Consider the following 22,920-nt stretch of genomic DNA (forward strand, 5'->3'; position numbering starts at 1 on the left):
CAGGTATCGCGCATGTGTCAGCGACGGCCTTGAATGAAATCGTCCGTATCAACAATGGCCTTGGATACACAGAGATACATTCGTATCCGGAGGGCTCGGGGTATGATGTTCGCAATCTCATGACTGACTGATGGAACCCCCATGACTTTCGATTTCGACACGGTATTGGAGCGCCACGGCACCGGCAGTACCAAATGGAGCCGCTACCCGGCCGATGTGTTGCCGATGTGGGTCGCTGATATGGACTTCTCCGCCCCGTCCGTGATCATCGACGCGCTGCACAAGCGCCTGGAACATCCGATGCTGGGCTACAGCGTGGCCCAGGACGATCTGCGTGCCGCCATCGTGGCCGACCTGTGGAGCAAGTACGCCTGGCGCGTCGAGCCCCAGCAGATTGTGTTCCTGCCGGGTGTCGAACCGGGCTTCAACATGGCGCTGCATGCCTTGGTAGAACCCCAGCAGAATGTCGTGGTGCAGGTGCCCAACTACCCGCCGCTACGCAACGCCCCAGGTCACTGGCAGTTGAACAAAGTGGAATTGCCATTCGACCCGGTCAACGGTGAATTCCACACGCCATTGGCGGCATTGCGCGACGCATTGCAGGGCGGTGGCGCGCTGTTGCTGAGCAATCCCCATAACCCGCTGGGCAAGGTGTTTGACCGCCAGGAGCTCAAGGCCGTGGCAGACATTTGCCTGAAGCAGGACGCCTGGATCATCTCCGACGAAATCCATGCCGAACTGTGTTTCGACGGCCGCGTGCACATTCCGACCGCGTCCCTCAGCCCGGAAATTGCCGAGCGCACCATCACCCTGATGTCCGCCAGCAAGGCCTTCAATATCGCCGGGTTGAAAACCTCGTTCGCCATTATCCAGAACGCCGAGCTGCGCGAACGGGTCAACAGCGCCCGGGCCGGCATGGTCGACAGCGTCAATGCCCTCGGCCTTGAAGCGACCCGTGCGGCCTATAGCGAGGCCGGCCCGTGGCTAGAGGCCTTGAAGGTGTATCTGCAGGCCAACCGCGATTACCTGGTCGAAGCGGTGAGCTCTCGCCTGCCGGGCATCACCATGACCGTGCCCCAGGGTACTTACCTGGCTTGGCTGGATTGCTCCGGGTTGGGACTGGATGACCCGCAGGGCTTCTTCCTGAAAGAAGCCAAGGTGGGGCTGAGTGCCGGCCTGGATTTTGGTGACGATGCCGGTCAGTTCGTGCGCTTGAACTTCGGCTGCCCGCGGACGCTGCTGGAGGAAGGGATTGCGCGGATGGAGCGTAGCCTGAAAGCCAGGGGTTGATCCAACAGGCGACAACAATCCATTGTGGCGAGGGGATTTATCCCCTCGTCACAACCGTTACTCATGCATATCCGGCGCATGGACAAAGCACAGCTTGTTCCCTTCCGGATCGCGGCAATAGGCCCCGAAATAGCCTTCGCAATACTGCGGCCTCGGGCCGGGTGGGCCTTCGTCGGAACCGCCCATGGCAATCGCCTGCTCCCAGGCAGCACGCACGGTTTGCGGGGAGTCAGCGGCGAAGCTCACTTGCATGCCATTGCCCCAGGTAGCGGGTAGGCCGTTGAAAGGCAACTGGACGAAAACCTGTGGCCAATGCTTGCCGGGGCGCTGCCAACCCTCCCCCGGTGGGCCCGAGTCGTGTTCACCTTCGATACGTTCCAGCCCCAGGCAGCCGAGGACGGCGTCATAGAAAGCGACCATTTTCGGCAGGTCGCGCGCACCGATCTGAATGTGGCTGAACATGGTCCTGCTCCTTATCGAAACCCGTACGTTAATTGAAGAACATAGCTTCATCCAACGCTCGTCGCAGCGCTCGATTCACCGACGAAACGCCCGGCATCACGCTCATCGACTGGCAATAAAATCCGACCGAACTCTGCCCGAAACCCCGCAGTCCACCCTCCATCGCAACCAAGCCTGGAGAACGACAATGGTCGAATACCCTTTCCCACCTTTCCCGAAACAAAGCCAGCCGGTGCCTGGCAGCCAACGGAAAATGGATCCCTACCCGGACTGCGGCGAACAGAGCTACACCGGCTCCGGACGACTGGCGAACAAAATCGCCCTGATCACCGGCGCCGACAGCGGCATCGGTCGCGCCGTCGCCATTGCCTTTGCCCGTGAGGGCGCGGACGTGGCGATTGCCTATCTGGACGAGCATGAAGACGCCAAGGAAACCGCGCGCTGGGTCGAGCAGGCCGGGCGCCAATGCCTGTTGCTGCCCGGAGACCTGGCGAACAAAGACCAGTGCCGCAAAATCGTCGATGAAACCGTCGCCCGCTTCGGGCATATCGACGTTCTGGTCAACAATGCCGCGTTCCAGATGACCCATGAAAGTCTTGAGGAAATATCCGACGAAGAATGGGTGCGTACGTTCGATATCAACATCACGGCGATGTTCAGGATCTGCCAGGCCGCCGTGCCGCACATGAAGCCGGGTGGCTCGATCATCAACACCAGTTCGGTCAACTCCGACATGCCCAAGCCGACGCTGCTGGCGTATGCCACCACCAAGGGCGCCATCGCCAACTTCACCGGCGGCCTGGCACAAATGCTCGGCCCCAAGGGCATCCGTGTGAACAGCGTGGCACCAGGACCGATCTGGACGCCGCTGATCGTGGCGACCATGCCCGAGAAAGAGGTACAGAATTTCGGCTCCCAGACCCCGCTCGGCCGCCCCGGCCAACCGGTTGAAGTGGCGCCGATCTATGTGCTGCTCGCCTCGGACGAAGCCAGCTACATCTCCGGGGAGCGCTATGGAATTACTGGGGGTAAGCCGATACTTTGAGCCAGGCGCAACATTTTTTTCGATCGTTCCCACGCTCCTGCGTGGGAATGCCGCCAGGGACGCTCCGCGTTCCGTTTCTGAAGTGTGACGCAGAGCGTCACGGGATGCATTCCCACGCGGAGCGGGGGAACGATCAGCACAATCGGTGTTGGAACGACGACAGTACTCAGGTCTGCTCCTTGGCAATCACCGAAATCTTCCCATTGCGCTCGATGATCGCGAACTTGATCTGCTCCAGGGTCTCGATACCCTGGCTCGAGCGCGCCGCCTCCATGATGTCTGCCTCCACCAACCGGGCATGGCGCATCCGGCCCTGGAGGATTCGTCCGTCCTCGACGATGACGGTCGGGCCACCGTCGATCAGTTGTGACACCCATTGGGAACGTTGCTTGAGCAGCGACAATCCCACATCGATGGCAATCAGCGTCACGATCACCATCAACGCGTTGGTGAGCGAAAAATCATCCCCCAGCAACGCCTGCTGCGTCGCCTCGCCGATGATCATCAACAACACGAAGTCGAAAGTGGTGAGTTCCGCCAGCGACCGGCGTCCGGCGATCTTGAACAACACCAGCAATGCCAGGTAAATCGCAGTTGCCCGCAGCACCGAATCCATAGGTCACCTAAGGAAAAATGAACTGATTGAAACTGAGCGTGGCACCGCCGGAGGTGGCGATGCGGCTGTGATAAGTGCCGAGCCCTTCGCCGAGCAATGACAGATGCAGGCTGGCCTGCCCCCGTTCATCGGCCTGGACCCGGAGTGTCATGCCCTGCCCCGCGCCCGCCGAGTGTATTGGCGCCGGTTGCAACGCTTGCACCTCGAAACCTTCCAGCCAATCGCCGCCCAACTCGACTTCCAGCACGGCGTTGGGTTGACCCTTGAGACGAATGACCATGGCGTTGGTCGAGCCGTTGCGGTGGAAGGCCTCGTATTCGACGCCGAGGCTACCGTCGCGGCTTTGCAGCTCCCGGCTGCTCAATGGCCCACGGGAAAACAGCCCCAGCAAGGTCAGGATCACCAGCAGCACCAACACATACCAGCCCACTCGCTCGAAACGCCAGACCTTGTGCTGGAAGGCCATGTCTTCACGCACCGGGAACTGGCGGCTGCGGTGGTCGTCCTGCTCGTATTGATCGGTCATGATCTAGCCCTACCGCTGCTCACCGGCCACAGCCCGCTGGTGAAAGACCGGCAATTGCTGCAACGCGTATTGCGCTGCCCACAGTTGCACCTGGCCGCGGCTGCCAAAGAACCGTTCGCAGCGGCTGAACAGCGCTCGCTGGCCGTTCAGATCGAACGCCCAGGCAAAACACACGGTGCCGGCAGGTATGCCGTCCTTGTCATCTGGTCCGAGCAGCCCGGTGGTCGCCACTGCGACATTGGCATTGGCGTCGCGCAAGGCGCCAAGGGCCATCTCCTCGGCCACTTCACGACTGGTCAGATTGAAGGTATCGATGGTGCGTGGACTGACACCGAGCAGACGCTGCTTGGCTTCAGGGGAATACACCACATAACCGCTTTCGATCAGTGAACCACTGCCCGGCACCTCGGCCAACAACGTAACGATCTGCCCGGCGGTACAGGACTCGGCCGTGGTCAGGCGCAGGTCATGCTCTCGTAGATAATCGACCAGGATTTTGGCTGCAGTCATGGCAAAGGGTCCTTCAGGGATGCTGATGGGTTGACTCTTGCCGTAGTGATTCATTCCCTTTATCGCCCCGTCGTCCGGCGCCAGCAAATAAATGAAACCCCGGTCTTTTGCTGCACCTCAAACCTATAAGGGCCTCATGCAGAGGCCATCCTGATCAGGAGGTCGTCATGTCTGCACCTTTCGTCAAACTGTTCACGCATCCTGATTTCGCCTGGACAGACATTCGCGAGCAGGAACAGGCTCATCCGCGCCATTACCTGGCTCATCTGCTATTGCTAGCCCTGATTCCGGCGGTGTGCCTGTTCATCGGCACCACCTGGACTGGTTGGAGCCTGGCCGAAAACGAGACGGTACGGCTCAGCCGCGCCAGCGCATTTCAATTGTGCGTGCTGCTGTACCTGACCATCGTGGTCGGCGTCGCGCTGATGGGACTGTTCATTCGCTGGATGTCCCGCTCCTTCGACGTCCGTCCGACGGTCAACCAATGCATCGGCTTCGCCGCCTACACGGCGACGCCATACTTCCTGGCCGGGATTTTCGGGCTCTACCCGAATCGCTGGCTGGCGGTGGCCGTCTTGTTGCTGGCCTCGGCCTACTCGACATTCCTGCTATTCGTCGGATTGCCCAAGTTCATGAGCCTCAGGAAAGAACAGGGCCTGCTCTACTCGGCGAGTGTCTGGGGCGTCGGCTTGCTGGTCCTGGTGACAATCCTGGTGGAAATGATCCTGCTATGGTTCAACTACCTGCAGCCGGAATATCTGCGAGTGCCGGTGGGCTGAAGGTGATACTGCACCCACCAATTACGGCGGCATTGCAGTACCCATCGCGAGCAAGCTCGCTCCCACAGGAAAGACGCGGTCTCCACCAAGAATCGGGTCGGCTGTTAGGCCGCCTCGTGGAGGACGTTGATCTCGGCACGCCGTTAAGCGGAACCATAAGTAGCCGTTACCGCAGCAATGGATCCACACCCCCCTATAAAACACACTACTTATCCGTCTCCCTCATACCAATACGCCTACGCATCTCAGCCGTAATGCTCTGCCGAGTCCGCTTAATCCCCGCCCAAGGCTCATGCCCAACTTCCGCCAGACGCTCATGAACATTGTGCACATTCCACAAATTCGCCCCCTTGAGCTCGGCCACCTCCTCACGAAAAACAGGCACCGAAACCGGCAACCCTTCCCGGGTCCGGGCGGCGTAAGCGCAAATGGTGGTAGCGCCCAACCCATTGCGCAGGTAATCGATGAAAATCCGCCCTACCCGATTCTTCGGCCCGGACACCGCCGAAAAACGGTCCGGCAGCAGCTTGGCCATGTGACTGACAATCGCATGGCTGAACCCCTTGACCTCGTCCCAACCCAGCTTGCGCGTCAGCGGCACCACCACATGGATGCCCTTGCCTCCGCTGGTCTTGAGGAACGCCTTGAGCCCCAGCTCATCGAGCACCGATAACGTGAGCTGCGTCGCCTCGACCATGCTTTTCCAGGGCAGCGCCGGGTCCGGGTCAAGGTCGAGGACGAAGCGGTCAGGCTTGTCCAGATCGACCGAGGTGGCGTTCCAGGTGTGCAGCTCCACCGTGCTCATCTGCGCCGCGCCGATCAGCGCTTCGGCGTTGTTGATGATCATCACCGGCTGCCCGGTCAGCGCCTTGTCCAGACTGGTGATACCGGGAATCGCCAGGCGCTCGGCGTTCTTCTGGAAGAACAGTTCCCCGGCGATGCCATCCGGCGCCCTGACCAAGGCCACCGGGCGATCCGCCAGTTCTGGCAGGATGAATTCGGCCACGCTGGCGTAGTACTCGGCCAGTTGCAGCTTGGTGGTGCCGCTGCTGGCGTCAATGACGCGCTCCGGATGAGTGATGCGGACCTTGCCGTCCAAGGCCGGTGCCTTGGCCTTGCTCTTGGTTTTGGCCGGTGTCGCGCCAGGCTCATGCTTGGCTTTGGTTTTTTTTGCCGCAGCGGTTTTTTTCACGGGCTTGACCAGCTCCTGGGTAATGTCCTTGGCCGGCTTGTCGTTGCGCAAGCCATGGAAGACCGCATGGCGCACCGAGCCGTCCTTGGTCATTTCGGCAAAGGCCACTTCGGCCAACAGCGTCGGTTCGAGCCAGTGCACGCCCTTGGCTTCGTAACCGCTGGGCGGGTTGACCACGGCGGCCTTTTTGGTCTCCAGGGGCAGCAGTTGCTGGTAGATGCTTTTAAGGGTGGTTTCGTTGAACCCGGTGCCGACCTTGCCGGCATAGCGTAACTGGCCGCTGTCAGCGTCATGCAGCCCCAGCAGCAAGGCACCGAAGGCGCTGCGAGCGCCCTTGGGATCGCTGAAGCCCACCACCACGAACTCCTGGCGATTCTTGCACTTGAGCTTGATCCAGTCGTTGCTGCGCCTGGACACATAGGCACTGCCGATGCGCTTGCCGATCAACCCTTCCATCTGCATCTGGCAGGCGCTGTTGAGCAGCGCTTCGGGAGTTTCTTCGAAAGCATCGGAAAACCGCAGCAAGGGGCTTTCATTGGGCTCCAGCACTGCGGCCAATGCCGTCCGGCGTTCTTGCACTGGCACTTTGCGCAAATCCATGCCATTGAGGTACGGCATGTCGAACAGGTAATAGGCGATCTTGCCACTGCTGCCGGCCTCGAAGGCATTCTGCAAGGCCTGGAAGTCCGGCACGCCCTGGTCGTTGGCAACCACCATCTCGCCGTCGAGCCAGGCCGATTCCAAGCCCAGCTCAGCCAAGGCTTCGGCCTGTCTTGGCAATTTGTGGGTCCAATCATGGCCGTTGCGGGTCAGCAGCCTTACGTCGCCGTGTTCGATGCGCGCCATGACCCGGTAACCGTCGAACTTGATTTCATAGAGCCACTCGCCCTCGGGCGCGCTTTCCACCAGTGTTGCCAGTTCCGGCTTGAGGGTGTCCGGCAACGGTCCGGCGACCGCGCCGCTGAGGGTGGTTTTCGCGGCGCCTCTTGGCGATTTCGCCTGCACGGCCTTTTCCGGTTGTTTCACCGCTTTGGCTGCAGCGGCCTTGCCGCGGCGCTTGGGCACCAGGGTGCGATCGCTGAGCACGCTGTTCGGTTCGGCCTGGACCACGTCGTATTCACTCTCGGGGCGGGCGGCCTGGTCCTGATGCTTGATCAGGAACCACTGCTCCTGCTTGCCAGGCATGTGGGTGCGCACCAGGTTCCACAGGCCGCTGAGCTTTTCGCCTTGCAGTTCGAACTTGAGCCGGCCCTTTTCATAGGCCTCATGGGGATCATCCTGGGGAATCCAGACACCCCGGTCCCAGACGATAACGTCACCGGCGCCGTAATGGCCCTCGGGGATGTTGCCTTCGAACGTGGCGTAATCCAGCGGATGGTCTTCGACATGCACCGCCAGGCGCTTGGCTTTCGGGTCCAGGGAGGGGCCTTTGGGCACCGCCCAGCTCTTGAGCGCACCGTCCAGCTCCAGCCGAAAATCGTAATGCAGCCGCGAGGCGTCGTGTTTTTGAATACAGAACTGCAAGGCATGGGCAGTCTTCGCCGATTTGCGCGAGCGCTTCGCCGCCGGCTCCGGGGTGGCGGCAAAGTCGCGCATGCGGTTGTAGTCATTCAGGGTCTTGCTGCTCATGGCCCACCTGCCACCTGTTGCAACGCCGGATCGGCGACCGGCAGCCCGGCGGTTTCCGCGAGCAATTGATCGACCACGCGGCTCAAGGCCTGTTCGACGGAATCGCCCAGCAGCAGCCCCTGTTCGAAGAGGACGATTTGCCGGTCGGCGCTGGTGCCTTCCTGCACCATGCGGCGCACCTGCTTGAATACGTCCTGGACACCCAACTCTGCTGCGGTCTCACCGAAGGTTTGCTCGGCCAGGGTCAGCCATTCACCGATCAACATCGGCTGCTCCTGCCCCTCGACGATAAACTCCGCGAGAATCCCGTGACGCTTGGCCCGCCAGCGATTCTCCTTGAGGACCCACTGGGACATCTGGCTGTAGTTGGCGCCAGGCCGGCGCTGTGCCACGGCATGGGCCACCATCAGGCGAAACAGCGAGACCAGACAGAGGACGTCGTCGACCCGAGGACAGGCATCACAAATGCGCAGTTCCAGCGTGGGATAACGTGAGGAAGGCCGTATCACCCACCAGCAATCGCTGGGTTGGCGAATGGACCCGGTACGCATGAGCATGTCGACGTAGCTGGCGAACGCCGACTCGTCTTCGAAAAACTCCGGCACGCCCATGCGTGGCCATTCATCGCAGGCCACTTGCCGGTAGCTGCTGAAGCCGCTGTAGGCACCGTTCCAGAACGGCGATGACGCGCTCAGGGCCAGGAACATCGGCAGCCAGGGCAGGATCTCATTCATGACTCGCACCCGATCCTGGGTGGCCGGGACTTCCACATGGACATGCAGGCCCGACAGCACGCTGCGCCGCGCCACCCGCTGGTAATCATCGAACAGTTGCTGGAAATGCAGCTCGTCGGTCGGTTGCAGCACTGGGGTGGCCATCGGGTGTGAACCGGCGCTGAGCAGGCCCAGGCCATACGGCGCCAACCGCTGGTTCAAGCCCGTACGCACCTGGCTCAGGTAGTCGGCAGCCTCTGACAGGCTGCGAAAGATGGGCGATGCCATCTCGACCTGGCACAAGAACATTTCATGGGCGAAATGCTTGCCCAGCTCGGCCTGGCACGCGGCGACAGCCTCCGCGGGTGGCTCGCCTGGCATGTGACGGGTTTGCAGATCGGTGATGAAGTACTCCTCTTCAATGCCGAATTTCATGCGCCTGTTCATCGATAATCCCTCCGATAACCCCGCCAATACCTGCGCCAATGCGGGTTACAACCAACGCCACCACGGCGATCCTTTCCACGTCCTGATAACCCGGCGTCAGCAATTCCTCACCAAACACGTCGGGGTCCAATTCCTTGTAGGTCCAGCCGAAATCCGTCGAGTCACGCCATTGACCCAGCGCTTCCAGGAACGGGTCGCGCCCATCCACCATCGCCACGCCGGTGTACAGCACCAGCGAGCCGCCCGGGGCCAGCCGGGGCAAGGCCTGTTCGACGATACGCAACGACAACCCGGCGCCTAGTGCGCCGCCGCCATGGCGATAGGCGCGCTCGGATGGATCAGCCATGTACGGCGGGTTGGCGACGATCAGGTCGAAGTTGCCTGGCACGTCCTGCAGCACATCGCTGCGAGCGACCTCGACATTGCCCACCTCGGCCAGCGCGGCGTTCACAGCGCTCAGGCGCAAGGCTTGCGGGTTGATGTCCACCGCCAGTACTTGTGCTTCACGCCGGGCGCGGGCAATCACGATCGCACCGACGCCCGCACCACAACCGATGTCCACGGCGCGATGCACCGCCGTGAAGTTCTGTTGCAGATGAGTATGGATCAGTTGGGCAAAGCGGTAGCTGTCAGGACCGAAAAACACCGCATTGGTGGCCTGGGTGGGGAACTGCGAATGAGCGAACAGCAAGCCATCCAGGCTCGACCAGCGCACCCGGCTACGCAACAGGCCGTCGTGTGCTTCCAGCACCTGGGCGTCTTGCAGTTGCCGCTGTTCATCGGTGCTGATCAACCCCGGTGCAAACGGCCGTGACCAGCCGAACACGTCCCGCATGGTCTTGGCGCGCTCATTGCCGGGACGCTGGTTGACCCGCTCGTGGGTCAACGGCGTCGGGGTAATGAAACGGTAGCCGTCGGCTTGCAGGCGCCGGCCCAGTTGCAGCAGCGCAAGGTCCGTCTCGGACAGGCGTTCTTCCTCATTCATGCAGGGCTCCCTAGCGAAGTGCGGATTTGAGTTCGATGAAGCGGCGAGTCGCCAACAGCCCCGCCGGATGGCTATGACGCCGAGCACAGAGCCAGGGCATCAGGACCTGCATCTGCTCGTTGGGCGCCCGGCCTTGCAGTGCCTGTTGCAAGCTTTGTACATCGGGATCATCCATCGGTGTCGTTGGCTCGCAAGCCGCAACCGGACCGCGCCGGACGCCGGACCTTGTGCCCTCGTCCAGCCAGTCACCGGCTATCCAATCGTGCAGCAGCTGTTTTTCGTAAGGGCTGAACACCCCGAACATGGCTGCGCCAGCCCCGTTGATCAGCTTCCAGAAGCGGCTGTTCTGCGGGTCTTCATGGCGTTTGATCCAGCCTTTGTTCTGCATTGCCGCCAAGAACCCTTCCAACTGGCCTGGCGCCGAGAGCCACTGGTTGACGGTCTTGCCTTCGAACTTGCAGTAATCGGAATGCATGTGCTGGCCGAACGGGCGTTTGCGTTCAAGCATGTCCAGCACTTCGCGATCCAGGTCGAACGAGCCGATGATGTCCCGGCTGCCCTGCCCCAGGTCATTGAGGCGATAGCCCAACGTGACCCGGTGCCAGAAAGCGTCACGGTCGGCTTCCATCGGCATCAGCTGCAGCAGCGCTTGCACGGCCTTATGGGCGTGGCCGGTGCTGGCGTTGTCGATGGTGACATGAAGGGTGAAATAGTACGGATCGATGTCCAGTTCGCTCAGCTCATAGGCGCTGATCAGCAGATGCAGGGGCAATTGCTCATAGCCCAGGTTGTAGCCGATGACCTCTGGCAGGTATTCGTCGCCGGCGTAACCCAAGGCCAGTTGCACAGCGCCTTGCAGATAAAGGTCGTCGTCGATGTCCGGGGCGTCCGACAGGTCGTGTTCGGCGAGCAACTTGCGATAGAGCACCACATGGTTCTGCGCGGGATGACCGTCCCCCAGTTCTTCCAGGTAGGTGCACAGCAACCCTTCGAAACGGTGGTCGTGCCAGTGCTTGACCACGCCATACAGCCAGGCACCGTCCACCCGTTTGGTCGGTGCCACCGCCTGCAGGAAGTACAGGGCGTGGGCCTTGCCGCTGAAGAACTCGCGCGCGCCGCCATTTTTGCGCCGCTCCAGGTAGTCAGCGTATTGCCGGGCCACGCCGGCACTGTGCTGCTCGACCCAGGCCTGCAGCGCCGTGGGGTCATCGGGCATCTCCTGGGGAAGCGCCGCAGCCTTTGCGATGCATTCCTGGAGGAACGCTTGGGCGACGGCTTGCTTGTCAGCGTCGTCGGGGCCCTGGAACAGTTGTTCATAACATTGGCGCACGTGCCCGTCAGGCGTAACGGGGTGCACGGTAGCCGGCCGGGATTGAAGGGGTGTCAGCGCAGTCATAAGGGCCTCTTGGGTTCTCGGCGGACGCTGAATCAACACGTCTCTTCTGTTGCAGAGCGCCGGCAACGACGAAAAATTCCGTTGGGTTGAAAGGCAGGCGGATAAACGGGTTGTCCGTTCACGAGGGGAACCCTAGCTTCGCTCCAGCCCTCGAATGAGGACAAGTGCGCCAATACCAGCAAGTGAACACCCTTGTGGCGAGGGGATTTATCTGTGGGAGCAAGGCTTGCCCGCGATAAAAACAACGCGGTCTCTCTGGAACCGAGGCGCCTGTATCGCGAGCAAGCTTTGCTCCCACAGCGGGGCGGTGCGACGTTTCGCTAAATCCCCTCGCCACAGAATTGTGCTTGGCGGTCGTACAGGGTGTTGCGACTGACTCCCTTGCTATCCAAGGAGCAACGATGACTTTCACGGTATGGGTAGCGGTGCTCGGTGCGGTGTTGCTGACCCTGGCCCTGACCTCCTCCTATCTGCGCTGGATGCCGGTCACCACCTCGGCGATGTGCCTGGTGCTGGGCGTCGCCATCGGGCCGATGGGATTGGACGTGCTGAAGCTGGACATCAGCGACTCCTCGGTCTGGATGGAGCACCTCACGGAAGTCGCGGTGGTGTTTTCGTTGTTCGTCAGCGGCCTCAAGTTGCGTTTGCCCCTCAACAACCGTACCTGGCGCGTGGCCTTTGGGCTGGCCGGGCCGGTGATGATCCTGTGCATCGCCGGCCTGTGCCTGGCATTGCATTATCTGTTCGGGCTCAGTTGGGGCGTGTCGATGCTGATCGGCGCGATGCTGGCACCTACCGATCCGGTGCTGGCGGCGCTGGTGCAGGTCAACGATGCGCGGGATGACGACCGGGTGCGTTTCGGCCTGTCGGGCGAAGCGGGACTGAACGACGGGACGGCGTTTCCCTTTGTGATCTTCGGCCTGTTGATGCTGCGCGACGACGGCAGCGGTTTTCTCGGTGAGTGGCTGCTGCGTAACGTCCTGTGGGCGGTGCCGGCCGGTTTGCTGGTCGGCTACTGGATGGGCCGCGGGATTGGCAAGCTGACCTTGTCGATGCGCATCAAGAACGCCGATAGCACGTTGTCGCCCAATGACTACCTGGCCTTGGCGCTGATTGCCCTGGCCTACGTCGTGGCCGAGTGGATCCAGGGCTACGGCTTTCTCTCAGTGTTCGCCGCCGGTCTGGGGCTGCGCCAGGCCGAGGTCAAGTCCACCGATGAAGCGGCGCCGCCGGCAGAGCACTTGGTGCAACCGGTGGTGGGCCACGAAACCGTCGATCCCCAGCAGGCTGTCCTGGGCGATACCGAGTCGCTGGACGATGGTCAATTGGCCGCTGGGGTCATGATGAGCGACATGCTCGCATTCGGCAGCCTGGTGGAGCGATCGATGGAAGTGTTTCTGGTCACCCTGCTCGGCGTCGTGCTGGCCAACCATTGGGACTGGCGGGCCTTGGCGACCGGTGCCCTGCTGTTTGCCGTCATCCGCCCGCTAAGCGTCCTGGCGATGCCCTGGGGGCGATTGCTCGACGGACCGCAGCGGCTGCTGATCGGCTGGTTTGGCATCCGCGGGATCGGCAGCCTGTTTTATCTGTTTTTTGCCTTGAACCATGACCTGCAGCCGGAGGTGGCGCAACTGTGCATCAACCTCACCCTGTCGGTGGTGGCACTGAGCATTCTGGTCCATGGTGTCACGACCCAACCGACCCTGGCATGGTATGAGCGCCGCAAGCATTCAGGCTGAGACGAGCGTGTCTCAACCGCCAGGATCGCCCATCTGGATATAGACCGAATACACCCCCAGCAACACCCAGAAGGTGGCGAAGATCCACGGTGTACGCACCGAGAACAGCAGCGACTTGCGGTAGCCTTTGTGCGTCGACTCCCGCTCGCTGAACAGTGGCGACTCGTCGTAGGCCAGGCCCATCAAGGGTTCGGCGCGCAATAACTCGCTCTGTTTGAAATGCCAATGATCGATGATTTCGTAGGCCGCCTTGATGCCCGGCCAGGCATTGAGCGAGCTCAAGAAGCCCAGCAAGGCCAAAAATGGTGGCACGATCAGCGTGAACAACTTGCCCCACTCCGGGTTCAGGTTGGCCATGCACGAAGCAAAGGCGATCACCAGGAAAGATTGGGCAGCGAGGTAAGCATCGGTTCGGTTGGCCAGGATGCTGGTCTCGTACTGGATCTCACGGCGATAGAAATCCAGTCGTTCCTTGGGCGAACCGAACAGTTTGGCGTTGTGTTCCGTCAGTTCTTCTTCCGGGGTGGGCCCGGTGAGTATTCTGGGCATTGCGCAGGCTGAGCCTCGGTGATGATTCGGACTCATTAGAAGAACCCGGCACACGGCAAGTTCAAGCCAATGGACCGCAGGTGCATCCAATGTCCAAGGAAACGCTCCCCAACCGCCAGGGTCTCTAGTTCGTATGGGCAAGAGGACGCTTGTGTGGATTATCTTGGATGGGTGCAATGGCCAGCGATGCTCGTCACGGTGCTGGCCGCCTGGTTGATCGGCTCACGCCAACCGCGACGCCGAGTGGCGGGATTCAGTTGTTTTATTGCCAGCAATATTCTGTGGGTGATCTGGGGGCTTCATACCCACGCGTATGCATTGATCGTGTTGCAGTTTTGCCTGTGTGCGATGAATTTGCGTGGGTTCAAGAAGAATACCGAATAGGCGACTGCTCCCTCACCAAAGGAGGCGGACGTTGCGCTCCTGACTATTTCATCGTCTGCCCAATGATCTGCACCAGGTCAATCTGCTTGAACGGCTTGATCAACCGAGGCAATTGCGTGGCGAAACCTTCGAGGCGTTCGGCATAACCGGTGGCCAGGATGATGGGCAGGCTCGGTTGGCGGTCGCGCAACAGTTTCGCCAGCTGCGCACCGTCCATCTGCGGCATGGCCATGTCGGTGATCACCAGGTCGATGTCCGGGTTGCGCTCATGCAACTCCAGCGCCTGGGCGCCCGAGGCTGCGCAAAGGACCCGGTGCCCGAGGTCTTCGATCAGCAGGCGCGTGCTGGTCAGCACCAGGCTGTCATCATCGACCACCAGCACTTTCAACTCGTCGACCGGCTGTGTTGCTTCCTGGATCGACGCTTTACCCGGTGCCGGGTTGTTCGCCACCGGTAGCCACAACTGCGCGGTGGTACCGACACCTTTCTGGCTCCTGAGCGTCAGACGTCCCCCCAACTGCTCCGCCAGGCCATGCACCATGGACAACCCCAGGCCCGTGCCCTTGCCAACGCCCTTGGTGGTGAAAAACGGGTCCACGGCCGAGGCCAGCGTGGCTTCATCCATGCCCTCGCCTTCATCGGTAATCGCCAGGCAAATGTAGCGCCCGGGAGCCATCGGCTTGTCCGGGGCCGCATCACACCCTTGCCGCTCATCGGCAGTAATCATGAGCTGGCCGCCATGGGGCATGGCGTCCCGGGCGTTGGTCGCCAGGTTGAGAATCGCCAGTTCCAGTTGGTTGACATCGGCCAACACCGGCGACAGCGCCTCGGCGAAACGGGTCTGGATGTGTATCGACGGGCCCAGGGAGCTTTGCAGCAGGCCGCTGATACCCTGCACCAGGGCCGACAGCTCGACCGATTCGTAGGTCAGTTTTTGCCGGCGGGCAAACGCCAGCATGCGCTGGGTCAGCGAAACCCCGCGCAGCGCGCCCTGGGTCGCGTTGTCCAGCAATTGAGTGAGTTTCGGCTCGTTGGGCATGCGCTTGCGCACGATCTCCAGGTTGCCAAGGATGACCGTCAACAGGTTGTTGAAATCATGGGCGATGCCGCCGGTGAGCTGGCCGATGGCTTGCAGTTTCTGGGATTGGAACAGCGCCTCGCGGGCCTGTTCGAGGGCCTGCTGGGCCTGGGTGGCATCGGTAATGTCGCGGGTGATCTTGGCAAAGCCCAACAGCATGCCTGTGTCGCTGCGAATCGCATCGATGACGACGTGGGCCATGAAGCGCGTGCCATCCTTGCGCATGCGCCAGCCCTTCTTCTCGAAACGCCCTTCGCTGGCGGCGATGCTCAACGCGCGCTGCGGCTCGCCGGTATCGCGATCTTCGGGGGTGTAGAACATCGAGAAATGCTGGCCGATGGCTTCGGCCGGTAGATAACCCTTGATCCGCTGCGCCCCCAGGTTCCAGTTGGTGACCTGGCCTTGCGGGTCGAGCATGTAGATGGCGTAATCGGTGACGCTTTGCACCAGCAGGCGGAACTGCTGCTCGCTTTGCTTGAGGGTTTCCTCGGCCATCTTGCGATCGGTCAGGTCGCGGGTGATCTTGGCGAAACCAAGCAAGGTGCCGCTCTGGCTGTCGATGATCGGATCGATCACCACATGGGACCAGAACAGCGTACCGTCCTTGCGCACCCGCCAACCCTCACCTTCAAAGCGCCCCTCCTGCACAGCCGTGTCCAGCGCCCGTTGCGGCAGGCCGGCGGCGCGGTCCTGATCGGTGTAGAAACGGGAAAAATGCTGGCCCAGGATCTCGGATTCCTCGTAGCCCTTGAAACGCCTGGCGCCAGAGTTCCAGCTGGTGATGATGCCCGATGGGTCGGTCATGTAGATGGCGTAGTCGACCACAGCGTCGATGAGCAGGCGAAAGCGCTGTTCCTCGTTCATGAGTGGGGTCTTGGGGTCGTTCTCAAGCATCTGGCCGGGGCATCCGTGTGGACTTTTGCGGAGTATGGAACAAGTCTGGCGCCAGGAAAAATTATTCCCAGGCTATTCACAAACCCCAGCCCTGGGGGGGGCCTGTGGGAGCGAGCTTGCTCGCGATGGCGGTGTTTCAGCCAGCCTTCATGTCACTGACAGACCGCTATCGCGAGCAAGCTCGCTCCCACAGGTGGCGGGGTGTGTTTCCTGAGTGACAGACCACCAACGCGGCAATAAGTGCTGCACCCTGGCCTCGCCAAACCGGTCATCGATCAGCAATACCACCCCGCGATCCTGCTGGGTGCGGATTACGCGGCCGGCCGCCTGCACGACTTTTTGCAGGCCGGGATACAAGTAGGTGTAGTCGTAGCCATCGCCAAAGATCGCGGCCATGCGTTGTTTTATCTGCTCATTGACCGGGTTGAACTGCGCCAGCCCCAAGGTGGCGATGAACGCGCCGATCAAGCGTGAACCCGGCAAATCGATGCCCTCGCCGAACGCGCCACCCAGCACCGCAAAGCCAATGCCTTGGCTGTGCTCCATGAACCGCTCGAGAAACGCCTGCCGGGGGGCTTCGCCCATGCCGCGCGATTGCGTCCAAAGCGCAATTTGCGGGTACCGCTCGGCAAACAGCCCAGCCACTTGCTGCAAGTAATCGAAGCTGCTGAAAAAAGCCAGGTAGTTGCCCGGGCGCTCACGGAACTGGCGAGCCATCAACGCGGCAATGGGCTCCAGGGACGCCTGGCGGTGGGCAAAACGGGTGGAAATGCGGCTGACAACCTGCACGTCCAGTTGTTCGGCCTTGAACGGCGATTCCACGTCGATCCATACCGTGTCGCCCGGCGTCCCCAACAAATCTGCGTAGTAGTGCCGGGGGCTCAAGGTCGCGGAAAACAGCACCGTGCTGCGGGCCGCCGTCAGCCTGGGCCGCAGGAATGCGGCCGGCACCACGTTGCGCAGGCACAGCGTAGACAGGCTGCGCTGGCGGCCAAGTTCGCGCTTGTGGATGTCGAACAGAAAGTGCTCGTCGAAGGTTTCCGCCACCCGGCCAAACTGCAACGCGTCGAAGTAAAACGCCTGCAATCCGCTGTCCAGGCCCTGGGGATGATCGTTGAGGTAATCGCCGATAGCCGTCGTGCAGTTGGCCAGGGCCTGGAGCAGTTTTTCCGGCAGTTTTTCATAAGCCTGATAGGCCGCCACCTGGGGCGCATGCAAGGCGTTCCACTGGCGATTGACCCTATCGAGGGATTTCTTCAGCGGTTCGGGGGCGGTTTTGCGCACGCTGGTCAGCGTGGCCTGGTCGAGGGTCGCGCTGTACATCTGCCGCCCGCGCTCCACCAGGTTATGGGCTTCATCCACCAAGGTCGCGACAGTCCAGCCGTTGGCCTGGGCCAGGCCGAAGAGCAACGCGCTGAAGTCGAAGTAATAGTTGTAGTCGGCCACCACCACGTCGGCCCAGCGGGCCATTTCCTGGCTGAGGTAATACGGGCAGACCTCATGGGCCAGCGCGATCTCGCGCAACGCCGCCTGGTCGAGCAACGTGACCTGGCTCGCTGCTGCCCGGGCGCCCGGCAAGCGGTCGTAGAAACCGCGGGCCAGTGGGCAGGATTCGCCATGGCATGCCTTGTCCGGGTGTTCGCAAGCCTTGTCCCGGGCGATCATTTCCAGCACCCGCAATGGCATTGACGACGCGCCGTGGGTGATCACCCGCGCCGCATCCAGGGCCAGCTTGCGCCCTGGGGTTTTCGCCGTGAGGAAGTACACTTTGTCCAGTTGCTGCGGCGCCAAAGCCTTGAGCATTGGGAACAAGGTACCGACGGTCTTGCCGATGCCCGTTGGCGCCTGGGCCATCAGGCAGCGGCCGGTGCTGACGGCCTTGAACACCGATTCGGCCAGGTGCCGTTGCCCCGACCTGAAACCCGCATGGGGAAATACCAGCGATTGCGCGCCGAGGTTGCGCGCCTGTCGATGGGCCATTTCCTGTTCGGCCCAGGCCAGGAACAACGCGCATTGCGCTTCGAAGAAGGCTTGCAGCTGTGTCGCCTCGAAACGTTGGGTGATGCAGGTTTCCTTTTCGCTGACGATGTCGAAGTACACCAGAGCCACGTCGATGTGCGGCAATTGCAGTTTCTGGCACATCAACCCGCCATAGATTTTCGCCTGGGCCCAATGCAGCTGGCGATGATTGGCTGGCTGCTTGGCCAGCTCACCCCGGTAGGTCTTCACTTCTTCAAGGCATTGGCGAACGGGGTCGTAGCCATCGGCCCGGCCTTTGACTGTCAGTGTCTGGTAATGACCTTCGAGGGCCACTTCAGCCTGATAACCCTCGCTGCGCCGCGAGGCCACGGTGCGATGGCCGGCGATGCCTTCCAGGGCCGTGGGCGAAGGTGTGAAGCGCAGGTCAAGGTCACCCACCTTGGCGGTGAACTCACACAATGCCCGCACGGCGATGCTGTAGCTGGGTGCCGGGTTCATGCGGCCCCATCGCGAGCAAGCTCGCTCCCACAGGTGATCTGTGGTGACTCATCCCATGTGGGAGCGAGCTCGCTCGCGATGGCTGACTCTGCCCATTGCACATAACAAACGGCAACGGGCATCTGGTGTTCATGGCAGAACTCCAGCCAGCGTAGCTGGTTGTCTTGCAGCCGATCGCCAGGGCCTTTGACTTCGATCATGCGGTAGGTCTTGTGCTGCGGCCAGAACTGGATCAGGTCCGGCATACCGGCGCGATTGGCCTTGATGTCCAGCAGCAGACGGTCAAACCAGTGCTTGAGATGCGCGGCCGGCAGGCAATCGAGGGCTTGCTCCAGCAAGGGCTCGGACAGCGCGCCCCAGAATACGAAAGGCGACTGCACGCCCCGCTTTTCGGCATAGCGACGGCCGATGGTCTGCCGATAGCGGCCATCGTCCAACTCTGCCAGGCAAGCTGCGAACAGCTCGGCGCGACGGGCATGGAAATCTTCGTTGAGCAGGTCCACCGGCCCGCGTTGGAACGGGTGGAAAAACGCGCCAGGCAATGGCGCGAAGATCGCCGGCCAGCACAGCAGGCCAAACAGCGAATTGATCAGGCTGTTCTCGACGTAATGCACTGGCGCGGTTTCGTCGTGCAGGTGGGCCTGGACGTGGTACTCCACCGACAAGGTCGGATCGACGCGCGGCAGTTGCAGTTCCAGGCGCTCCATTTCCCGAGCCAGGCCCCGTGGCACCGGCGGACCGCCCAACTTGCGCCGAAGACGGGGCACAATCCGCAGCAAGGCCTGGGTTTCGGCGGCACTTTGCGGTGCCTGCATCGCCGCCTCGCCCAGTTCAAGGGCCAGGGCGTATTCGCCGATGCGTTCCAGCACCCGGACCATCCGCAACCGCGCGCCCGGGTAAGCGCAATCGCGATAGATGCCCAAGGCCAAGGCGAAGTCACCGATGCGTTCGCCGTGCTGGCCAATCTGGAACAACAACTTGCCCCGGCGCCGCTCCAGCCACGGATTGTCCAGGGACAGCTCGTTGACCTGGGCGACGATCTCTTCCAGGGACTCGCCAGCTTCGAAGCGCTGCTGGCAGTCGTGCAGGAACAGGCAGGCATCGACGTCCTCGCGGCTGCGCAACCCCCGTGACTCGGCACTGAACTCGACGGTTTCGTAGGTGAAGATGCCCAGGTCCGACAGGACGAATTCCGACCAATCCTGGTAAAGGTTGCCGAAAAACATCAACCGCAGCCGGTCACACAGATTCATGATCGTCAGGCTGTACAGCCTGTCGTCCAGCTGCGGGCACCAGGCACGGAACGGCTGGGACTGGTTGAGGCGCTCGTCCAAGGCCTGGAGCCATTCGGTCTTTTTCGCCTTGGGCTGTTCGATCAGGTGACCCAGGCACAGGAGGATTTCCGGCTTGAGCAGCACCTCGAACAGTTCGGCGAGCCCGATGGGGGCCTCTTTCTCGACCCAACCCAGCGCCAGCAGTGGCGCGACCGCGGCGCCGATGTCGCCAATTTCCGGGTAGTGCAGCTTGCTATGGCGAAACCGAAGCCCCTTGCGCATCACCATCCGCACCAGCAAGCCCTGGGCACCACGCGGCAGCGCGGCGAAGTGCTCGATGAAACGCTGCTCGTCAGTGCTGAGCACATCGGCATAACGCTGCGTCAACCAAGCGAGCACCTGCTGGAAGTTGTTCAGGTAGTAAAACGGATCGTCGAGGGAACGGACTGCCACGGAAAGAACACCAAGGATATCGGATACTGGTTATGCATACAGATAACAGCTGTAAACCAGCCAGGCAACAGCAAAAGATGAACGGTCTCCTATATTTAAGATGAAATCCTTCAGCTAGCGATGAACTTTCCTACAGCAAGCGAGACCAATGGCGGTTGACTAACATGATGGCGCGGTCGAATCAGTTGCGCCGTGTCCTTTTGATTGAGAGGTTATGGTTATGAACATCAGGTTTCTGGGCCTGCCCATGGTCGCCGTGGCATTTCTGGCTCTGGCTGGCTGCGCGTCGCCAACCGTGGTGACCTTGCAGAACGGTACCCAGTATTTGACCAAGGACACCCCCAATACCCGCACCGCTGACGGTTTCTACGAGTTCGAGGATATTTCCGGCAGGAAAGTCCGGGTCCGCGCCGATGATGTGGCAACCATTCGCAAGGAAGACTGATTAACCCGTGACTGGCCTGCTGCATCGCCATCGCGAGCAGGCTCGCTCCCACAAAGGCTCGGTGGTGAACACAAATCCAGTACACACCTATGACCCACTGTGGGAGCGAGCCTGCTCGCGATGGCTATATCAGGCGAACACGATCCCTTCGCCCCCCACCTGACCGAGACCTACGCCCACCAGGGTCACGGAACTGTCGCCCACCTTGAGCAGCGTGTCATTGCCCACTTGTGACAGGTACTGGCTGTAGTCATGACCTGCCCCGGCACCTGGTACGCCGAGGAACACCAGCTTGTCCCCCGCGTCGTAGCCGCTGATCCGGTCGTGGCCGAAGGCGCCGTTGAAGAGGAAAGTGTCACTGCCGCCTCCCGCTTGCATCTGGTCATTGCCTGCACCACCGACGAAGGTGTCGTTACCCGCGCCGCCCACCAGCACATCGTTGCCGTCCTGGCCGAACAGCCAGTCACCCTTCGCTCCCGCCACCAAGGTGTCGTTGGCCGCGCTGCCCTTGATCGAAGAGGCATACGCCGTCAGGTTGGCACCGGCCACCAGGCCATTGGCGGTGACACTGTGGCTCACTTCATCCTTGAGCAGCCCCCAGAACAGCCCGGACTCCTTACTGACCAACGTGCCGATGTCGCGGGTGATGCTGATCGCGCCATGGGCGTCGCGCATATACAGCGTCCCGGCCCCATCGTGGGCGAAACTGAAATCCTTCACCGACTGCTGCAGTTGCAGGCTGTTGCTGCCCTGCCCGCCCAGGATCACGTTGTAGCCACCGCCATCGCGAAAGGTGTCGTTGCCGGCGCGGCCTTCCAGGTAGTCGTTGCCCTGGCCGCCCTGGATCAGGTCATTGCTGTCGCTGCCGATGATGAACGTGCTGCCGGTGTGGGTTTCAGCATTGCGGTTGAGGTCTTGCACCCAGGTATTGGCGCGCGCAGGGTCCGACAGGTTGGCGACGATGATGGTGGAGTCTTTTTCGGTGAGGTCGTAGAACACCGAGCCCATGATCCGGCCCATGCCATCGCCATAGCCGGTAGGCAGGTGGGAAATCCAGGTGGGGATGTTGAGAATGGAAAACGGCAACACGTTCCATGCAGTCGAAGCGTAGTGGTCGTTGAAGCTGACGATATTGTTAGTGGCCGATTCCTGTTGCCCATCGTGCACACCCACCGACGCGAGGTTGAACGTCGAGCCGTCCAGGGCGCGGAACACCGGATCGTTCTCGTAGCCGATGTTCAAGACCTTGTCGGTACTGCTCTGGGTTGGCGAGGCGTAGGCGATGTAGTTGGCACTGGAGTAGAACCCTGACCATTTGCTCGCGCTCAAGTCCGCCAGGCTGTTGACCGCCAGCCCACCCAGGCTGTGGCCGCTGACCAGCACGTCGTTGCCCGTCAGGCCATGGGCCTGGGCAAACTTCGCGACGTCCCCCAGCAGGTTGCCAAAGGCTTCGCCGACGTAGTTTTTCGCATAGTCCTTAGGCCCCAGTGCGGCCATCAGGTCGTTGATCACGTCGCCGATGGAATCGCCAATCAGGTTTTCCCGAGGGCCACTGGTGCCGCGAAACGACACGCCGATTTCCTGCAAGTGACCCTCGGCGTCGTACTTGCCGAGGATCTCTACCTGCGCGGTGGTGTAGCCGGCCTTTTCACCAAAAAACGTCCCGCGGCCATCCACCTTGCCGGCGTAACCCAGTTGATCGGCGCTGATGGGCGTCCAGCCGGCCTTCTGTACCGCCTCCAGGGCCAGTTTTTCCGAGTCGGGATTCCACGGCACGCCGGGAATCACCCCTTGGGAATCGGTACCGCCCAGCAGCGCGGTCACCAGGGTCGCCGGCAGGCCGGCACCGAAGCCGTTGTGCTGGTAACCGGCGGCAAAGCCGTTGTCGAGGTTGTGATAGGAATACAGCATGATCGCCATTGCGTCGCTGACCAGTGCCTTGGATTCGGTGGTGCCGAGGTTCTTGTAGTCGTAGATACCCATGGTTGTTGCTCTCTTTTGTTGTTGGAATGCGGGAACCGGGTGGCAAGACTTCC

19 protein-coding genes are annotated in these 22,920 nt (G+C 61.4%); 6 read left to right on the plus strand and 13 right to left on the minus strand.

The window, feature by feature from the left end; genetic code table 11:
- Positions 1–141: 141 nt before the first annotated feature.
- Positions 142–1,290: a MalY/PatB family protein gene (locus tag AB4O22_RS11325; protein WP_460096336.1), complete on the plus strand. Its 1,149-nt coding sequence runs from the start codon at positions 142–144 to the stop codon at positions 1,288–1,290.
- Between the two features lie 57 nt (positions 1,291–1,347).
- Here AB4O22_RS11325 and AB4O22_RS11330 read toward each other — a convergent pair whose 3' ends face one another.
- Positions 1,348–1,752 (minus strand): VOC family protein, encoded by a 405-nt coding sequence (locus AB4O22_RS11330; protein WP_003201811.1) that lies wholly within the window; start codon positions 1,750–1,752, stop codon positions 1,348–1,350.
- Positions 1,753–1,939: 187 nt separating this feature from the next.
- Here AB4O22_RS11330 and AB4O22_RS11335 point away from each other — a divergent pair, with 187 nt between their 5' ends.
- Complete coding sequence (locus AB4O22_RS11335; protein WP_003201809.1) at positions 1,940–2,797, plus strand: SDR family oxidoreductase; 858 nt, start codon at positions 1,940–1,942, stop codon at positions 2,795–2,797.
- Positions 2,798–2,963: 166 nt separating this feature from the next.
- On the opposite strand, the gene AB4O22_RS11340 is transcribed toward AB4O22_RS11335, so the two are convergent.
- Genes AB4O22_RS11340 through AB4O22_RS11350 form a run of 3 tightly spaced genes read right to left on the minus strand, consistent with a single transcriptional unit; the run spans position 2,964 to position 4,449 of the window.
- On the minus strand, positions 2,964–3,413 hold the full coding sequence (locus AB4O22_RS11340) for a DUF421 domain-containing protein (RefSeq protein WP_212795125.1): 450 nt from the start codon (positions 3,411–3,413) through the stop codon (positions 2,964–2,966).
- Positions 3,414–3,420: 7 nt separating this feature from the next.
- A complete protein-coding gene (locus tag AB4O22_RS11345; RefSeq protein WP_212795124.1) occupies positions 3,421–3,939 on the minus strand; it encodes a hypothetical protein in 519 nt (172 codons plus the stop codon).
- A gap of 9 nt (positions 3,940–3,948) precedes the next feature.
- Positions 3,949–4,449 carry a CinA family protein gene (locus tag AB4O22_RS11350; RefSeq protein WP_460096337.1) on the minus strand — a complete coding sequence of 167 codons (501 nt, stop codon included), beginning with the start codon at positions 4,447–4,449 and terminating at the stop codon, positions 3,949–3,951.
- Positions 4,450–4,616: 167 nt separating this feature from the next.
- Here AB4O22_RS11350 and AB4O22_RS11355 point away from each other — a divergent pair, with 167 nt between their 5' ends.
- Positions 4,617–5,228, plus strand: coding sequence for a Yip1 family protein (locus tag AB4O22_RS11355; RefSeq protein WP_223471548.1), 612 nt, complete (start codon positions 4,617–4,619; stop codon positions 5,226–5,228).
- A gap of 205 nt (positions 5,229–5,433) precedes the next feature.
- Here the strand turns inward: AB4O22_RS11355 and ligD are convergent, their stop codons facing one another.
- Genes ligD through AB4O22_RS11375 form a run of 4 tightly spaced genes read right to left on the minus strand, consistent with a single transcriptional unit; the run spans position 5,434 to position 11,590 of the window.
- Complete coding sequence (ligD, locus tag AB4O22_RS11360; RefSeq protein ID WP_460096339.1) at positions 5,434–8,049, minus strand: DNA ligase D; 2,616 nt, start codon at positions 8,047–8,049, stop codon at positions 5,434–5,436.
- Entirely contained in the window at positions 8,046–9,209 is a 1,164-nt protein-coding gene (locus AB4O22_RS11365; protein ID WP_003201801.1) for a carboxylate-amine ligase, read from the minus strand. The genes ligD and AB4O22_RS11365 overlap by 4 nt, the downstream gene beginning before the upstream one ends.
- Positions 9,181–10,194: a methyltransferase gene (locus tag AB4O22_RS11370; RefSeq protein ID WP_460096340.1), complete on the minus strand. Its 1,014-nt coding sequence runs from the start codon at positions 10,192–10,194 to the stop codon at positions 9,181–9,183. Before AB4O22_RS11370 ends, AB4O22_RS11365 begins: the two co-directional genes overlap by 29 nt.
- 10 nt (positions 10,195–10,204) lie before the next feature.
- On the minus strand, positions 10,205–11,590 hold the full coding sequence (locus AB4O22_RS11375) for an iron-containing redox enzyme family protein (protein WP_460068961.1): 1,386 nt from the start codon (positions 11,588–11,590) through the stop codon (positions 10,205–10,207).
- 401 nt (positions 11,591–11,991) lie between these two features.
- Between AB4O22_RS11375 and AB4O22_RS11380 the strand changes: the two genes are divergently transcribed.
- Positions 11,992–13,329, plus strand: coding sequence for a cation:proton antiporter (locus AB4O22_RS11380; protein WP_460096341.1), 1,338 nt, complete (start codon positions 11,992–11,994; stop codon positions 13,327–13,329).
- A gap of 12 nt (positions 13,330–13,341) precedes the next feature.
- Here the strand turns inward: AB4O22_RS11380 and AB4O22_RS11385 are convergent, their stop codons facing one another.
- Positions 13,342–13,878: a hypothetical protein gene (locus AB4O22_RS11385; RefSeq protein WP_003201795.1), complete on the minus strand. Its 537-nt coding sequence runs from the start codon at positions 13,876–13,878 to the stop codon at positions 13,342–13,344.
- A 153-nt stretch (positions 13,879–14,031) separates the two neighbouring features.
- Between AB4O22_RS11385 and AB4O22_RS11390 the strand changes: the two genes are divergently transcribed.
- Positions 14,032–14,262: a hypothetical protein gene (locus tag AB4O22_RS11390; protein WP_003201793.1), complete on the plus strand. Its 231-nt coding sequence runs from the start codon at positions 14,032–14,034 to the stop codon at positions 14,260–14,262.
- A gap of 43 nt (positions 14,263–14,305) precedes the next feature.
- On the opposite strand, the gene AB4O22_RS11395 is transcribed toward AB4O22_RS11390, so the two are convergent.
- From AB4O22_RS11395 to AB4O22_RS11405, 3 genes are all read right to left on the minus strand, one after another.
- The gene (locus tag AB4O22_RS11395; protein WP_460096342.1) at positions 14,306–16,234 is read right to left on the minus strand and encodes a hybrid sensor histidine kinase/response regulator; all 1,929 of its coding nucleotides are present in this window, start codon (positions 16,232–16,234) and stop codon (positions 14,306–14,308) included.
- 147 nt (positions 16,235–16,381) lie between these two features.
- A complete protein-coding gene (locus tag AB4O22_RS11400; protein WP_460105612.1) occupies positions 16,382–18,712 on the minus strand; it encodes an ATP-dependent DNA helicase in 2,331 nt (776 codons plus the stop codon).
- Complete coding sequence (locus AB4O22_RS11405; RefSeq protein WP_043042139.1) at positions 18,709–20,439, minus strand: VRR-NUC domain-containing protein; 1,731 nt, start codon at positions 20,437–20,439, stop codon at positions 18,709–18,711. The genes AB4O22_RS11400 and AB4O22_RS11405 overlap by 4 nt, the downstream gene beginning before the upstream one ends.
- A gap of 220 nt (positions 20,440–20,659) precedes the next feature.
- Between AB4O22_RS11405 and AB4O22_RS11410 the strand changes: the two genes are divergently transcribed.
- On the plus strand, positions 20,660–20,884 hold the full coding sequence (locus AB4O22_RS11410; RefSeq protein WP_003201785.1) for a YgdI/YgdR family lipoprotein: 225 nt from the start codon (positions 20,660–20,662) through the stop codon (positions 20,882–20,884).
- A gap of 129 nt (positions 20,885–21,013) precedes the next feature.
- Here the strand turns inward: AB4O22_RS11410 and AB4O22_RS11415 are convergent, their stop codons facing one another.
- Complete coding sequence (locus tag AB4O22_RS11415; RefSeq protein ID WP_013693342.1) at positions 21,014–22,867, minus strand: polyurethane esterase; 1,854 nt, start codon at positions 22,865–22,867, stop codon at positions 21,014–21,016.
- Positions 22,868–22,920: the final 53 nt, after the last annotated feature.

The sequence above is a fragment of the Pseudomonas sp. S3_B11 genome, from assembly GCF_054667715.1.

Coding starts and splice junctions, on each gene's coding strand:
- AB4O22_RS11325 (WP_460096336.1), top strand. CDS start 142: ATGACTTTCGATTTCGACACGGTATTGGAGCGCCACGGCACCGGCAGT.
- AB4O22_RS11330 (WP_003201811.1), bottom strand. CDS start 1,752: ATGTTCAGCCACATTCAGATCGGTGCGCGCGACCTGCCGAAAATGGTC.
- AB4O22_RS11335 (WP_003201809.1), top strand. CDS start 1,940: ATGGTCGAATACCCTTTCCCACCTTTCCCGAAACAAAGCCAGCCGGTG.
- AB4O22_RS11340 (WP_212795125.1), bottom strand. CDS start 3,413: ATGGATTCGGTGCTGCGGGCAACTGCGATTTACCTGGCATTGCTGGTG.
- AB4O22_RS11345 (WP_212795124.1), bottom strand. CDS start 3,939: ATGACCGATCAATACGAGCAGGACGACCACCGCAGCCGCCAGTTCCCG.
- AB4O22_RS11350 (WP_460096337.1), bottom strand. CDS start 4,449: ATGACTGCAGCCAAAATCCTGGTCGATTATCTACGAGAGCATGACCTG.
- AB4O22_RS11355 (WP_223471548.1), top strand. CDS start 4,617: ATGTCTGCACCTTTCGTCAAACTGTTCACGCATCCTGATTTCGCCTGG.
- ligD (WP_460096339.1), bottom strand. CDS start 8,049: ATGAGCAGCAAGACCCTGAATGACTACAACCGCATGCGCGACTTTGCC.
- AB4O22_RS11365 (WP_003201801.1), bottom strand. CDS start 9,209: ATGAACAGGCGCATGAAATTCGGCATTGAAGAGGAGTACTTCATCACC.
- AB4O22_RS11370 (WP_460096340.1), bottom strand. CDS start 10,194: ATGAATGAGGAAGAACGCCTGTCCGAGACGGACCTTGCGCTGCTGCAA.
- AB4O22_RS11375 (WP_460068961.1), bottom strand. CDS start 11,590: ATGACTGCGCTGACACCCCTTCAATCCCGGCCGGCTACCGTGCACCCC.
- AB4O22_RS11380 (WP_460096341.1), top strand. CDS start 11,992: ATGACTTTCACGGTATGGGTAGCGGTGCTCGGTGCGGTGTTGCTGACC.
- AB4O22_RS11385 (WP_003201795.1), bottom strand. CDS start 13,878: ATGCCCAGAATACTCACCGGGCCCACCCCGGAAGAAGAACTGACGGAA.
- AB4O22_RS11395 (WP_460096342.1), bottom strand. CDS start 16,234: ATGCTTGAGAACGACCCCAAGACCCCACTCATGAACGAGGAACAGCGC.
- AB4O22_RS11400 (WP_460105612.1), bottom strand. CDS start 18,712: ATGAACCCGGCACCCAGCTACAGCATCGCCGTGCGGGCATTGTGTGAG.
- AB4O22_RS11410 (WP_003201785.1), top strand. CDS start 20,660: ATGAACATCAGGTTTCTGGGCCTGCCCATGGTCGCCGTGGCATTTCTG.
- AB4O22_RS11415 (WP_013693342.1), bottom strand. CDS start 22,867: ATGGGTATCTACGACTACAAGAACCTCGGCACCACCGAATCCAAGGCA.